Annotated in this window: 14 protein-coding genes, 2 tRNA genes and 4 pseudogenes; 12 read left to right on the top strand and 8 right to left on the bottom strand. The window is 37.0% G+C overall.

All coding sequences use genetic code 11. The features are described from left to right. Positions 1-143: 143 nt before the first annotated feature. From ACJZL3_RS03680 to ispG, 3 genes are all read left to right on the top strand, one after another. Positions 144-689, top strand: a complete 546-nt coding sequence (locus ACJZL3_RS03680; protein ID WP_095742623.1) for a hypothetical protein — start codon at positions 144-146, stop codon at positions 687-689. A 197-nt stretch (positions 690-886) separates the two neighbouring features. Then, a complete protein-coding gene (locus ACJZL3_RS03675) occupies positions 887-1,507 on the top strand; it encodes a TRP75-related protein (protein ID WP_070356736.1) in 621 nt (206 codons plus the stop codon). 25 nt (positions 1,508-1,532) lie between these two features. After that, positions 1,533-2,813, top strand: a complete 1,281-nt coding sequence (gene ispG / locus ACJZL3_RS03670) for a flavodoxin-dependent (E)-4-hydroxy-3-methylbut-2-enyl-diphosphate synthase (protein ID WP_419198576.1) — start codon at positions 1,533-1,535, stop codon at positions 2,811-2,813. A 186-nt stretch (positions 2,814-2,999) separates the two neighbouring features. Here the strand turns inward: ispG and ACJZL3_RS03665 are convergent. The 3 pseudogenes from ACJZL3_RS03665 to ACJZL3_RS03655 form a co-directional block, all read right to left on the bottom strand. Beyond that, a pseudogene (locus tag ACJZL3_RS03665) lies at positions 3,000-4,094 on the bottom strand (IS3 family transposase). A gap of 72 nt (positions 4,095-4,166) precedes the next feature. Continuing rightward, positions 4,167-4,811 (bottom strand): annotated as a pseudogene (locus ACJZL3_RS03660) (IS630 family transposase); the annotation flags it as partial. A 42-nt stretch (positions 4,812-4,853) separates the two neighbouring features. Then, positions 4,854-5,128, bottom strand: a pseudogene (locus ACJZL3_RS03655) (transposase); the annotation flags it as partial. Here ACJZL3_RS03655 and ACJZL3_RS03650 point away from each other — a divergent pair. Further along, on the top strand, positions 5,024-5,323 hold the full coding sequence (locus tag ACJZL3_RS03650) for a hypothetical protein (RefSeq protein ID WP_156768666.1): 300 nt from the start codon (positions 5,024-5,026) through the stop codon (positions 5,321-5,323). The pseudogene ACJZL3_RS03655 and the gene ACJZL3_RS03650 overlap by 105 nt on opposite strands. A 348-nt stretch (positions 5,324-5,671) precedes the next feature. Here the strand turns inward: ACJZL3_RS03650 and ACJZL3_RS03645 are convergent. From ACJZL3_RS03645 to ACJZL3_RS03625, 5 genes and pseudogenes are all read right to left on the bottom strand, one after another. Then, a pseudogene (locus tag ACJZL3_RS03645) lies at positions 5,672-5,794 on the bottom strand (transposase); the annotation flags it as partial. Then, complete coding sequence (gene ltrA, locus ACJZL3_RS03640) at positions 5,791-7,338, bottom strand: group II intron reverse transcriptase/maturase (RefSeq protein WP_419198958.1); 1,548 nt, start codon at positions 7,336-7,338, stop codon at positions 5,791-5,793. The gene ltrA and the pseudogene ACJZL3_RS03645, both read right to left, overlap by 4 nt. Before the next feature lie 37 nt (positions 7,339-7,375). Continuing rightward, complete coding sequence (locus ACJZL3_RS03635) at positions 7,376-7,519, bottom strand: hypothetical protein (RefSeq protein WP_173862902.1); 144 nt, start codon at positions 7,517-7,519, stop codon at positions 7,376-7,378. A 256-nt stretch (positions 7,520-7,775) separates the two neighbouring features. Further along, positions 7,776-7,973 (bottom strand): hypothetical protein, encoded by a 198-nt coding sequence (locus ACJZL3_RS03630; RefSeq protein WP_419198957.1) that lies wholly within the window; start codon positions 7,971-7,973, stop codon positions 7,776-7,778. A 582-nt stretch (positions 7,974-8,555) separates the two neighbouring features. Then, positions 8,556-8,628 (bottom strand) — tRNA-Gly (locus tag ACJZL3_RS03625). 180 nt (positions 8,629-8,808) lie between these two features. Here ACJZL3_RS03625 and ACJZL3_RS03620 point away from each other — a divergent pair. The 8 genes from ACJZL3_RS03620 to ACJZL3_RS03585 all read left to right on the top strand — a co-directional run bounded on the left by ACJZL3_RS03620 (position 8,809) and on the right by ACJZL3_RS03585 (position 13,644). After that, the gene (locus ACJZL3_RS03620) at positions 8,809-9,429 is read left to right on the top strand and encodes a ribonuclease D (protein ID WP_010962900.1); all 621 of its coding nucleotides are present in this window, start codon (positions 8,809-8,811) and stop codon (positions 9,427-9,429) included. A gap of 127 nt (positions 9,430-9,556) precedes the next feature. After that, positions 9,557-9,880, top strand: a complete 324-nt coding sequence (trxA, locus tag ACJZL3_RS03615) for a thioredoxin (RefSeq protein WP_010962901.1) — start codon at positions 9,557-9,559, stop codon at positions 9,878-9,880. A gap of 42 nt (positions 9,881-9,922) precedes the next feature. Beyond that, positions 9,923-9,999, top strand: a tRNA-Ile gene (locus ACJZL3_RS03610). A gap of 70 nt (positions 10,000-10,069) precedes the next feature. After that, positions 10,070-10,726, top strand: coding sequence for a CADD family putative folate metabolism protein (locus tag ACJZL3_RS03605; protein ID WP_022626367.1), 657 nt, complete (start codon positions 10,070-10,072; stop codon positions 10,724-10,726). A gap of 39 nt (positions 10,727-10,765) precedes the next feature. Next, a complete protein-coding gene (locus ACJZL3_RS03600) occupies positions 10,766-11,152 on the top strand; it encodes a dihydroneopterin aldolase (RefSeq protein WP_007548841.1) in 387 nt (128 codons plus the stop codon). Then, on the top strand, positions 11,149-12,429 hold the full coding sequence (gene folP, locus ACJZL3_RS03595; protein ID WP_419198956.1) for a dihydropteroate synthase: 1,281 nt from the start codon (positions 11,149-11,151) through the stop codon (positions 12,427-12,429). The genes ACJZL3_RS03600 and folP overlap by 4 nt, the downstream gene beginning before the upstream one ends. After that, the gene (locus ACJZL3_RS03590) at positions 12,426-12,905 is read left to right on the top strand and encodes a dihydrofolate reductase (protein ID WP_038199174.1); all 480 of its coding nucleotides are present in this window, start codon (positions 12,426-12,428) and stop codon (positions 12,903-12,905) included. Before folP ends, ACJZL3_RS03590 begins: the two co-directional genes overlap by 4 nt. A 1-nt stretch (position 12,906) precedes the next feature. After that, positions 12,907-13,644, top strand: a complete 738-nt coding sequence (locus ACJZL3_RS03585; RefSeq protein WP_010081866.1) for a putative folate metabolism gamma-glutamate ligase — start codon at positions 12,907-12,909, stop codon at positions 13,642-13,644. Positions 13,645-14,356: the final 712 nt, after the last annotated feature.

Below are 14,356 nucleotides of genomic sequence, written 5' to 3'. Positions count from 1 at the left end.
ACCTTAATTTAAGTTTTCGCACTTTCAAAAAGCAAGTCAAACGAAATTATTAAAAGATCAATACATAATGACAATTGATTTAATAATAATTTAAACATTTGGAATGTAAAATTATAATATATTAATTAACTAGGGGGTTAAAAATGGGTATAACTAAATGGGTACTTGGCTTTGATGAGTCAGATATAACAGCATTGCAGGAAAGTCAACAAATTGATGCTGAGCAGTTTGAAAAAGTTTTTGGTGCATTAAAAGAATGGCAAGAAGCTCAAAAGATAGATGCTAAACAGTTTGAAGAGGTATTTAGTGCATTAAAAGAATGGCAAGAAGCTCAAAAGATAGATGTTGAGCAGTTTGAAAAAGTTTTTAGTGCATTAGAAGACAAGATTGGTACTAAGCAGTTTCAAGCTATGCAAGAGCACTTAAACGGCCTGCAAGAAAAAGTGGAAACACTTGCAGAGGCAGTAGCAGATCAACAAAAAATAATGGCAATTTGTATCATAGTCAGTGCTGTTGCCGCAATAGCAATAACTAGTTTTGTTGCATTCTGTATCTATCAGGGAGTTAAGCTTGATAAAGAGAAAAAAAACGACTTATCTAAAGATACGCCAGACGCAAAACTTAATAATGTAGATACTACCGATGGTACTGAAAAACTACAGAATAACTTAAAAGTTGCAAACATATAGCTGCATAACACTTTTCTTGAAAAGGTGTTACGCAACTTGTAACACCTTACTCTTCTCTTAGTCTGCGTAGGTTTTTTTGATAGCAAACATATCACTTTTTAGAAAAATATTTGTATTGTAAAGTTAGTAAAGATTCTGGTTTACTTAAAGTTTGTTAATTGCTATCTTTTAAAACACGATATTTACTATAGCACCATATGCTTAGGGTTTTTTCTAAAATTTTATTTATATTAATGTTTTTGGTTTCTAGCTTTTTTACTGTGCATAGTGCTGAAGCTAAATCTAAGCTCAGTAAGAGATACATACCTCCTGGTAACCCTGGTGGTGCAAACTTTCATACAGATGAGGATTTTGCTGAGTCATATAAACTGTATGAGAAGCGTAGGGAATTGCTCAAGAAAAAAAAATTACAAGATCGAGCTATAAATAAAGAAGATCTAATCAAAAAATTAAAAGAGAAAAAAATTGCTAGTCTTGATAATGAGCCAAATGACATGGAAGCTTGCATAGTCGACGATGAAGAGAGCACTATGATAAATCAGCATGGTATTAATATCGCACGTTTAAGGGGTGCTGTATTTATAGATCAAGAGTCAGTTTTCCAGTATGAAAATAAGCAGCATGAAAGTGAACAACAAGAAGAGAAGAAAGTTACTTCAACACGAGAAAAGAAAGTTTCTCCTATAAATGTCACTATAAAAGAAACTCCATCAAGAAGAACGTGCTCACATGATTCTATTGCTAATTTGGATAACGTAGATGCTTATAGTTTGAATGGTTCAAGTTCATTTGGCAGTGTAGCTGACACAGTAAAATAGTATCACAATATTGGCCATTAATAATATGCTAGATAAAGACCTGATATTGAATGATAATACATATGAATTATCGCAGATTTCCAGGCACAAAACTCATGTTGTAGAAGTTGGAAAAGTAAAGATAGGCGGAAATAATCCTGTAGTTGTACAATCTATGGCGCTTGGCGTGCATATAGATGCTGATAATATAAAAAGTAGCGCAAAACATTATGCAAAAGAGATAACAGAACTAGCGCGTACAGGTTCAGAATTGGTGCGAATTGCCTTGAACTCAGAGGAGGTAGCAAGAGCAATACCTTATATAGTAGAAGAGATAAATAAAGAAGGTTTTGACGGTAAAATATTGGTAGGCTGCGGTCAATATGAGCTAGATAAATTAGTTCAAGATTATCCAGACAACATCAAAATGCTGGGTAAAATTAGAATCAATCCAGGCAATATAGGCTTTGGCGACAAACGTGATGAGAAGTTTGAAAGGGTGATAGAGTATGCAATAATGCACGATCTTCCGGTTAGAATTGGGGTAAATTGGGGTAGTCTTGATAAATACCTTTTGCAAAAATTGATGGATGAAAACTCTTCGCTTAGTAATTCAAGGCCTTCTGATGTTATACTGCGCAAAGCACTTGTAATGTCTGCTCTTGATAGTGCAAAAAAAGCTGAAGAAATTGGTCTAAATTCAAACAAAATAATCATTTCATGTAAAGTTAGCAAAGTACAAGATTTAATTTTAGTTTATATGGCACTTGCAAAATCTTCCAATTATGCGCTGCATTTGGGTTTAACTGAGGCTGGTATGGGCAATAAAGGTGTGGTAAATACCGCAGCAGGGCTTACTTATTTATTGCAAAATGGCATTGGAGATACAATACGGGCTTCTTTGACTCAACGTCCTGGTGCATCGCGTACTAATGAAGTGGTGGTGTGTCAGGAAATATTGCAGTCTATAGGCTTGCGACACTTTAACCCTCAGGTTAATTCATGTCCTGGTTGTGGGCGCACGAGTAGCGATCGTTTTCGTATATTAACTGAAGAGGTGAATGGCTATATAAAAACTCATATGCCGATGTGGAAGAAAAAAAATCCAGGTGTAGAGCATATGAACATTGCTGTTATGGGATGCATAGTAAATGGTCCTGGAGAAAGCAAACACGCAAATTTGGGAATCAGCTTACCTGGATATGGAGAAAAACCTGTTTCAGCAGTCTACAAAAACGGCAAATATTTCAAAACTTTACAAGGTGATAATGTCTCTGAAGAATTTAAGGCAATTATTGATAATTATGTGAAGAAGCATTACACGTAACCTTTCACGGTTAATTAATAGATAAATCGCAAATAAAAAAGAAAATTAAACCTTGTTTTTCTTTTTTCGTTGGGAATGTTCAAAAAAGTGTGTCAAATCGAAAAAAAAGTAATAAATTGATATAAAAAAAATGGAGGTTTGACTGACCTTACCCAGAAAAAGTGGAGAGAAAGTTTGGAATGTTTTTCACAAAGAGAATGATGAATCAAAATGCTCAGGAATGCAATAGTTAATAGTGACGTTGTTTGTTATAAAAAATTTCTATATATTCAAATATAGCAGTTTTGATATGCTGTTTAGAGTGCCGAGAGGTGTCTATTGGTAACTCCCTTTTTAGAGAACTGAAGAAGCTTTCCACAACAGAATTGTCGTAACAACAACCTTTATAACTCATCTATGTTTTTTATGGATAAGAGATATTGATAACCTTGCGAAGTATATTGTGAACCTTGATCACTATGTAATAGTAGATTTTTGGCAGGTTTACGCTTGTTAACGGCCATTAATAAAGAGTCCATAACCAATTGTTTATTTATTGAACTGCTCATTAACTACCATGCGTGAATATAGATCGATTATTGTTGCCAAATATAGCCATCCTTCTTTGGTTTTTATATAAGTAATCCCATACTTTATTTGGTTGATCGACAATAAAGTTTTGGTCTAATATATTGGGAGCTACTGTCCGTTTGTTGTTTCTTAATTTTAAATTTTCTTCTCAATATAGCCTGAATACCATTTTTCTGCATAATACTTTGCACTGTTTTTAAGTTGCAACTTTTACCCAAAGCCTTCAATTCAGCATGAATTTTAGGAGCTCCATATCTACATTTAGAAACTTGATATATTTTTTGAATAGCTGCGAGTAGCTCTTTATTTGCTGATTCTCTACTGCTTATTTTTCTTGTGGTCCACTTATAGTAGCCACTAGCAGAAAATCCTACATAATTCCTGTACTTTATAGCAGTTACTATGCTCTTTTATAAAAAAATATTTTACTCTTTTTGACTGGCCAGGGCTTTTTTTTAAATGTCTCTTTCCCTTGTTACTCTTGCTTTGTAAATCAAACCTCTCTTTGTCGTAAGGAGCCATGTTACCTCTACCTGGAAATGCATCTGCTGCCGACTTTTTTTCGTTGTGTTTCTTTATCCATTTTCCTAATAAACCACCCTTTATTCCTAAATCCTTTGCTATTTTTGTAATTGTTTGACCTGCCTTTCTTTGTTCATTTGCCAGTTTAACAGCTTCCAATTTGAATTCTGCCGTATATTCTCTTGCCATTTCTAATCCTCCAAAATTTTATTTTACCCGAAAAAACTCCTTTCTTTCTCTCCACTTTTTCTGGGTAAGGTCAGTCTGTCCAGGTTCCAAGATCGGTGTCAAAAATTGCTCAAACCATCCATTAAAAACATCCATATTACAGTGGCCTTCAAAGGTTAACGGAACAACTATCTTTCTTCCACTTAAGGCTGCAACCATACTGATTCGTTGAGTTTTCTTTCCAGATTTTAAGGCATAAAACCGCTGTCCTTTCTGGCAATATCCGTAGTTCGGTGTTATCAATGCCAGACTCATCTATATACACTAAGTTTTTAGGTTCTTTTGTCGCTATAATTTTCAAAAATTCAGCACGTTTTTCTTCGTTTCTTTCCTTGTATCCATATGTCTTTTTTTGCGCGTAAATCCAATTTTTTTAAGGGCTCGATAGATCGTTTGGATACTAACGTTGTTCCAAAGTTTAGCCATTTCCGATAGAGTCTTTCCTCCGTGTTCTCTGGCAAATTTGGCAAAGGTATCCCAGTCGGTAATTTTGTGATTGTAACCCCCATTTCCAAGTTTTTTTGATTGAAAGTCTCCTGTTTCTTTTCTTCTTTGCTGCCACTCCCATAAAGTAGTTCGTCCAATCTTAAATCTTGCTGCCACTGTTTCTCTGCTTTCTCCTTCGTCTAGCGCTTCCATTGCTTTTTTTCTTAAATCATAACTATATGCTGCTGGCATTCAACCTCCTTATCATCATCTACCCTTATCCTATCACATCCGGACTTTTATGGAAAGAGCTATATTTTTATCAATTCTGCAATCATTTATCTTAATATTAAGTTTCTTTTGATGCTTGTGAATAGCTGCAAATCTCTTCCTATTTGTTGCAAATACCCTTTTATAAACCCGACTGTTTGTCTTAAACCAATTCTAAAGAAACTGACGATTATATGCACCAAAATCACAACTTTATCACTATAAATATAGTTGCCGCCCTGCATTTTTGGACAATTCTCGTACCAATTTTCTATGGCGTCATTGATATAACAAAAAATGCTTCCTCTTTCTTGGAGAAATTTGTTATATTCATGGCAGTTACTGACTCTCATTTTTTGTGGCATATTTTTTCTTCAACAGTTAAATGGCTATTTATAATGAATTTTGTCAGTAACTGCCAGTTCTTTTCGCTTGAGCGATGCAACAAAGCCCACTGGGATCCAGGAAAGTTTGCTTGTAAGCAAGCAAACTAGCATGGAAAGTTTATACTAAATGAATGTTTTTGATGAGGTTGCACAGAAGCTGGATCCCAGTGTCAAGCACTGGGATGACATCATCCTTTTTTGGATTCCAGACTGGAATGACAGCAGTCCTACGTCATACCGCCGCGGTATTTCCAGATCCCGCTAACACGTAGCGGGATGATGGTTGTCAGGGTGTTGTCCAAGTAGCCTCCTTCTTCTGTTATCCAAGTAGCCTCTTTCTTGTCATCCCAGTGCTCCTTTCTTGTCATCCCAGTGCCCAGACACTGGGATCCAGGAAACTTAACTTTACACCAGGTAATAAGAACTGGATTCCAGCGTCACGCGCTGGAATGACAGGTTAGGTAAGGAAGTAGTATTGCTACTACTCCCTCCCTTAGAAACGCAGCATGCAGGTTTCCCCACACTACGCTTGAGCCCCTTATCTAAGTCCTTCTTTTCTCGAACCGGCTTGTCCTTCATGATTCCTCAGAAAACATCATTCTTAATGGTGACACCAACAGTAGAGAACCTTCTCTTGAGAAAGAGCTTGCTAACATTTTTGTTTGTTTCACTCTTTCATCAAAATACTTTTTCCATTTTAAGTCAAGTGGATTTGCATCCGCCCTGATTTTAACATGTCGTCTGATAGGTATATCAATCAACCTAAGCAGTCTTAAATACCTTATCTCTTTCGGTTTGTTCTTGCATATGGGTGCAGCAAAGACCCATTGGCGTTGTTTCATTACCTTGAAGTAACGATTCTTTATCCAACGTAATCCTTTACGAGGATGTCTTTTCTTTGCCCATTTCCATAGAGCACACATAATTTCATGGTCTATTTTGTTAAAAGCTCTTTTCGCACACACATGGCTGTAGTAATTTCCCCATCCCCTTAATAGGGAATTGAGCAACTTGATTAGTACGGCCTGAGTGTTCGCTATGTTTGCCTTTATCAATGTACGTGCTTTATTAAGAAGTTTCTTAATACTTTCTTTTGAAGGTTTTATAATTAACTTCTTATTATACCTGCGTACATTACAACCAAGAAAGTCAAACCCTGTTGTAATAGATGTAATTTTTGTTTTCTCTTCGGAAAGGATAAGACCTCTCTCCTGAAGAAAGGACGATACTAGAGGTTTTACTTCATTTTCCAGTACTTCACGTGTGATTCCTGAAATGATAAAGTCATCTGCGTACCTGATTACATTTACTCCACTTCTGATTTTGCTTCTTCTTTTACTGCCAAGTTTACCAAATTGACTTTCCAATGATTTTTCAAGTCCATTTAGGGCTAGATTTGCTAGTATTGGAGAGATGATACTATCTTGTGGGGTACCTGCAGTTGTGGAATACAGAGTTTTTGATTCTAGGAAGCCAGCTTTTAACCAGCTATGAAGAATTTTCTTCTCCATAGGAATATGCTTCATGAGCCATTCATGGTTAATGTTATCAAAACACCCTTTAATATCACCTTCGAGTATCCATTGTAGTTGGTTACGGCTTGCCAGTAACAAGTGACAAGCCACAGTAGCGTCTGCGCAGGATCTTTTTGGTCTAAAACCATAAGAGTGACGATCACTGATCGTTTCAGCTATCGGTTCCAAAGCAAACAAGTATAATGCTTGCATGGCTCTATCTTTTATCGTAGGGATTCCAAGAGGTCTTCTTTTGCCATTAGACTTACTGATGTATATCCGTTTTAGCGGAGAAGGTTTGTATCCTCTTTGTTTTAATAGCTTTATTCCTTGAAATTTTGTGTTGCAAGTTGACCATATTTGACGATCTACACCTGCTGTGTTTTTTCCTTGGTTTTCAGTTACTCTCTTAACCGCCAAAGCTTTGCCGCTAAAAGAGCGTGTGAGAAGGTGTTGTAAAGTTTTCACCTTACCCCATCTGCCTTGTTGGACAGCCTTAACAATACGCCTCTGTAGCCTCATAACAACTTTTTGGCATTTCTTCCAGGGTAACTGGTTCCATGCTTCGGAGTTATTGGTAGGTGCACTTACAGTTGTACTTGTAATCATCTGCTTTCCTACCTTAAGTGGTTAACAAAGTTTCTTGTCATGAGGGACCAAATGGAAGTCTGCTCGTTTTCACGCGAATTAATGTTACAAATTCTATCCATTTCGTTACAAAATGGCATTCGCTTTCTCCATTATCCTTTACCTGCACATCCATCAGCATTCCTTGCGGGTTGCCTGCCATATAGGCGAAAATACAGGCTTATCCTGTTCCTTTTGTCATACAATAGTGGGTTAGGTGGCTTCTCTATACCGGTGGAATTATTATTTGCGTACATCCAGAAATGAAAAATGTAACTCATCCACATTACCTTTTGGTCGGAGCTTATCAGCATCTTTAGCTCTTTAATCGTTACGATACTTATGAAGCTTCACTTACGTTCACCATACCACTAAGCCTAGCCCTCCAACCACATGATGCTTGTAGTTTATGCTTTCTCTCACGATTGAGCATCTTCTTTATCAAGAGGAGGTTCATTGTCCGCGTCGCTCGGCACCAACTGGTTACCCAATTCGCACTGATGCGTAGACTCAGATGGCAAAACATCTGGTTCAATAAGCTTTAGAATCCTTTCAGTTTCTTTCTGAATGAATTCCTCTCCTTTTAAACAATATGACCGAAGGCTTTCAGGTCGCACCAGTCCTACGTCATACCGCGATTCATTCGCGGTATCTCAGCCGCTAACAAGAGATCCCGCTAACAAGTAGCGGGATGACGGTTGTCGTTCAGCCACAAACATTAAGAAATTTACCAAATGAAAAAAAAGGCAAAAGAAGCCCCGTGGTTATTATCCGCTTTAAAATATTGGCGTTTTTTATGTTTTAAACGCTTGACAAGCGAAGTTCAGCTGCTTTTAATTGCAACTAACTTATGCTGCAAACGTTTAAGAAATTTACTAAGCAGAAAAAAAGACAAAGAATCCCCGAGTTAGCTAGTCTTTTACTATCTCTGTCGAGTATTGGCATTTTTTGATGTCTTGTAACGCTTTATAAGCGCGTTCAGCTTATTTAGATAAAAATCTAGATGTAGATGAAGTTTTGTAAAGACATACAGTATCTATATACTGCAAAAAATTGAACATAAGACGCCGATACATTAAGTAATCCTTACCTTTTAATCTGCAGATTGGCGAAAGCAAATACAATAGCTTCACTATCATGATAAGGGAGCTGGCGGAGTTTGTCAAGGGATTTTTGACGAAATGATTTTGAAAGCAAAGAGCGGGAGAAGGGGTTCGAACCCTCGACCTCAACCTTGGCAAGGTTGCGCTCTACCAACTGAGCTACTCCCGCAATTAAATTAACCTAAATTTACTTAATTATAGGCATATACAGCGATTTGTAAACCCCGTGTACACGAAAAATGTGAGAGCCCATAAATTTGCGTGGTTCCTTCTATGATCTTTTCGTATACTTAAGACTCATTTTTGATTATCATAGGTTTTCAATTGTGCCAAAAAATGTATTAATTTTATGGGAATATTTTTATATAAAGACGACTTGCCAGCTAGTTCAATACCAGATGATATAAGGTCTATAGCTGTTGATACCGAGGCAATGGGGCTACTTCATAGCAGAGATAGATTATGCCTTGTGCAGCTCTCTTTTAATGATGGCAACGCTCACTTAGTTCAACTCAAGAACGATTATACAGCGCCAAATTTAAGAAAAATATTAGAGGATAAAAATATAACTAAAATATTTCACTTCGCGCGATTTGATGTGAGCATAATACGTTATTACTTGGAAACTTGGGCACTTCCGTGCTATTGCACAAAGATAGCTTCACGTTTAGTTCGCACTTACACAGATAATCATAGCTTAAAAGAGTTGTGCTTAGAGCTGCTTGATACCAAACTAAATAAGCAGCAGCAATCTTCTGATTGGGGAAATGAAAATTTAACAGACAAACAAAAAAGTTATGCTGCATCTGATGTTTTGTATCTCCACAGGATAAAGGAAAAGCTAGACTTAATGCTGGAGCGTGAAAATAGAAAAGAATTGGCCCAAAAGTGCTTTGAATTTCTTCCTACTCGTATTGAATTAGACTTAATGGGTTGGGAAAACGTGGATATCTTTAACCACCAGATGTAATAGAAGTTTTTTGTTTGTGCAAAACACTTTAGGGCAATTTTTCAAGCTCTGCGGTAAGAATTTAGTTGATTAACTGCTAATAGATACGCTATATTTTACAAGCAATCGTTTTAAGTTTAGGTATTTTATGAGTGATGATATTACACCGGTAAATGATCAAAATTTCAAATCTGAAGTCACTGACTATAAAGGGTTTGTTCTGGTAGATTTTTGGGCAGAATGGTGTGGGCCATGTAAAAGTCTAATGCCGCGTATTGAACAGTTGGCTAAAGACAGAAAAGGCAAGATTAAGATCTGCAAGTTCGACATAGATGAAGGGACTGAAGTGCCAAGTAAGTATGGGGTTCAATCTATACCTACTTTGATTATATTTCAAGATGGTAAGGAAATTGCACGCAAAATTGGTGCAACAAATGATCTGCTAAGTTGGGTTGATAGTGAAATAAGCTAATAGACAAATTTGCTTTTGTGTGTATTATAAATATTGATAAAAGGGATTGTAGCTCAGTCGGTTAGAGCAGTTCGCTCATAACGAATTGGCCGTAGGTTCGAGTCCTACCAATCCCACCATTGTTAGCATGATCGTAACAATGAGAAAACTATAGTATATGAACTATATATTAATGTAATGGGGGAAATGATGGAATTTACTAAGTCTCTAAATAACAAGTTAGATGAATTGCACTTACTAAATCATCCATTCTACCAATCATGGAATACAGGAAGCTTAAGCTTGCAAGCTTTACAAACCTATGCTAAAGAATATTATCACCATGTTGCTGCGTTTCCTCGTTACATCAGTGGTATACATTTTCTGTGCCCAGATCTAAAAATGCGACAGGTTTTACTTGGTAATTTAATAGAAGAGGAACAAGGTGATGAAAATCATCCAGAGTTATGGAAACGTTTTGCTGAAGGGCTTGGCGTTGCGCGATCTGATCTTCGTGAAAGTGCACAGATTAAGGAGACACAAGAATTAATTGATGGTTACTTTGACATTGTAAGATCAGGTTTTGCAGCAGGTCTTGGAGCCTTGTACGCTTACGAACGTCAAACTCCAGAGGTTTCCAAGTCTAAAATTGAAGGTTTAAAAAAACACTATTCAATAAGTGATGAGCGTTCTCTTCAATTTTTTACGGTCCATATGCATGCTGATGAATGGCATTCTGAGGAATGTGCAAATCTTATTGAAGATCTAGATGAAAAAGAGCAAGATAAAGTTATGCAGGGTGCTCAAAAGGGAGCAAGGCTCTTGTGGGGTTTTCTTGATGGAATGATGAATGCTAGCGTGTGTTAGTAGTTGTAAGTAGCTTAAACTCAGTGATGTTGGAATGCAATGTCTGCATGTAATCTTCTTATATCTGACTTACGGCTTTGGGTTCATTTAGGCTATAGTGCAGAAGAGAAGTATCATTCTCAATTAGTTAGTGTTAATATTGATTTTACCTTTAAATCCCCCCCTTTAGGACTTACAACTGACCGGCTTGAGGATACTATATGCTACTTGGAGGTAGTTCAGAGTATTCAATCTCTCGTTCAAAGCAAGCAATTCAACTTAATCGAGCATTTAACTCATGATATATACAGGACCATTAATAACCTTGTGATGCAAAAAAAGCTTATTATTTCTTCTATAGGCGTAACTATTCACAAAGTTGCACCACCTGTCCCCAGTGTGCATGGAGGTGTTTTCTTTACTTATCGTAATGCGTTGCAAGAATGATTTACATTTCTGTTGGCTCAAATATAGGAAATCGCTTTTCCCATTTACAAAAGGCTGCTCAGTTACTGCAGGAGCGCTATTTTAAAAATTTAAAATCTTCAATTATTCTGGAAACTAAGGCTATTTTACCAAATGATGCTTCACCTGGGTGGGACAGGCCATTTCTAAATATGGTTGTGTATGGAAGTTGTTCTTCTTCTCCTGAAGAGCTGTTAAAGGGCCTTAAACAAATTGAATGTGACATTGGCCGTCTGCAGGTCTATGAAAAATGGGCACCTCGCGTTATTGATTTGGATATTTTGTTATGGGATGACCTGACACTTGATACACCCTACCTTAAGATTCCTCACCCAGAATTGATAAACAGACCATTTTTGCTTCACTTGATGACAATGCTGAACCCTATGGCAGTAGTTAACAAAACGTTTGGTACTGTTAACCCTAACATTAAGGATTGCTTTTTAAGGAGTTTTACGCTTTCACCAGAGCTTGTAGGTATTGTCAATATTACTCCTGATTCATTTTCAGATGGTGGTCTTTATTATGATGCAGATCAAGCAACCAAGCAGGCACTGCGGCTGTTATCAGATGGTGCAAGCATAGTTGAACTTGGTGCTCAATCAACAAGACCTGGCTCCTCAATACAAACTCCAAAAGCAGAATATGCACGCTTAAAACCAGTGCTTGATAATCTCAATCAGTATATGAAAGTTGGTGACATTAAAGTCAGCATTGATAGTTTCTGGCCAGATGTTATTTTGAATGTTTTGGAGCACTACAACATTGCCTGGGTAAACGATCAGAAGGGAGATCTAGATGATAATACCTTAAAAGCGATTGCTAGCAGTGGATGTAGTATCGTTATTATGCATTCACTCTCCATACCACCACATAGTGACAACATTATCCCAAGTGACATTGATCCAATTGATACCATAAATAATTGGGCAGAAAGGAACATTAATAGATTACTAGCTCTAGGTTTTGATCAAAGCTCGATCATTATTGATCCTGGTATTGGTTTTGGCAAATCTATGTACCAGAATATCCAGATTTTACGCAGTATAGAAACGTTACAAAATTTTGGCTGCAAAGTTCTGGTTGGCCATTCTAGAAAGTCATTTATTTCTTCTTTTTCTACAGAACCTGTCTTTAACCGAGATTTAGAAACAATTGCTACATCATCTGTATTACACAACAAGGTTGATTTCCTTCGAGTGCCTAATGTGCGTGATCACATGCGATTTTTTGTAGCTCAAGCTGCTTTACAGGGATGATAGTTATCGGAATTATGGCTGTTGATCCCAAGGGGGTAATTGGAATAAATAATGGATTGCCCTGGCATTATCCAAGTGAGTTAGATCATTTTCGTCAGGTGACTGAAAAACAAGTTATTGTTATGGGGAGAAAGACATTTGAAACTATGCCTCAAGACATATTAGGGAATCGTATCCCTGTTGTTTTTTCTCGTGACAAATTAAATTCTTGTTTTAACAGAGGAGTAAAATGCACTATTATTTCTTCTATGCAAGAGTTTTTGTCAATCCAAAGTAATTCTAAAGTCTTCATGATTGGTGGAGCACAAATAGCGCATCTTTTTTTGGAGTATGATCTAATCTCAGAATTTATCATAACAGAAATTCACAAACCCTATAAAGGTGATGTATATTTCAACTTAACACTTCTTGATGGATGGCATAAAACTATTCTCACCAAAACGAAAGATTATACTATATGCAAGCTGACACGTTAATATGCATGTTGAAGCAATTTATACCCACCGCATTGAATGTGGAGAAGTATTAGAGCAGGTTCTTGATCGCTATGTTTCAGAGTTGCTAAGAGAGGAAGTTGTTCTTGCTATCACATCAAAAATCATTTCTATTTGTCAAAAACAAGTGGTTTGCAAAACTGCTTGTTCTAAAGAAGAGCTAATCAAAAGAGAAGCTGATGCAATTGTTGATGTAGACCATAATTCTTACGGCATCTATTTAACAATCAAAGACAATATCTTAATTCCATCTGCTGGTATTGATGAATCAAATGGTAATGAAATGTATATTTTATACCCAAAGGATGTTCAGAAAACAGCTCTATCAATATGGAACTATCTCAAGACAAAACACTGCATAAAACATCTTGGTATTTTGATTACAGATAGTAACATAACACCTATGCGCCTTGGGGTTACGGGCGTTGCTCTTGGTTGGTGTGGATTTGAACCATTTTATTCCTATATAGGCAAGCCAGATCTTTATGATCAACCACTGCAAGTAACACAAGTCAATCTTCTTGATGCGCTGGCAACGTCTGCTGTTTTAGTTATGGGAGAAGGGGCGGAGCAAACACCAATGGCAATAATTAGTGGCGCACCAAAGATTCACTTTCTTACTCGTCCGCCAACTACAGAAGAAGAAAAAAGTGTGAAGATATCTATGGAAGAGGACCTTTACTCTCCTCTCCTCATGCGAGCCCGCTGGTTAAAGAGTTAAAGAGGAACTTAAAAATTTGCTATTAGACTTCTTACATAACCATATAACATTGGGAATAGAAACAAAAAACTTACTTGACACCCTTCACCAGCGCCCTTATCATGATAGTGAAGCTATTGTATTTGCTTTCGCCAATCTGCAGATTAAAAGGTAAGGATTACTTAATGTATCGGCGTCTTATGTTTAATTTTTTGCAGTACATAGATACTGTATGTCTTTACAAAACTTCATCTACATCTAGATTTTTATCTAAATAAGCTGAACGCGCTTATAAAGCGTTACAAGACATCAAAAAATGCCAATACTCGACAGAGATAGTAAAAGACTAGCTAACTCGGGGATTCTTTGTCTTTTTTTCTGCTTAGTAAACTTCTTAAACATTTGCAGCGTAAGTTAGTTGCAATTAAAAGCAGCTTAATCTTGCTTGTCAAGCGTTTAAAACATAAAAAACGCCAATATTTTAAAGCGGATAATAACCCCAGGGCTTCTTTTGCCTTTTTTTTCATTTGGTAAATTTCTTAACGTTTGTAGCTAAACGACAACCGTCATCCCGCTACGTGTTAGCGGCTAAGAGATACCGCGGCGGTATGACGGTTTGCGGTGGCATGACCTCGTCATCCCGCTACGTGTTAGCGGGATCTATGCTTTGAGATACCGTGACGGTATGACGGTTCGCGCGGTGGCATGACCTCGTCATCCCGCTACGTGTTAG

The organism is Wolbachia endosymbiont of Rhagoletis cingulata (assembly GCF_048537655.1).
GTDB lineage: Bacteria > Pseudomonadota > Alphaproteobacteria > Rickettsiales > Anaplasmataceae > Wolbachia > Wolbachia pipientis.
The sequence above is the reverse complement of the archived record's forward strand: the minus strand, read 5'-3'. Positions and strand labels throughout refer to the sequence as shown.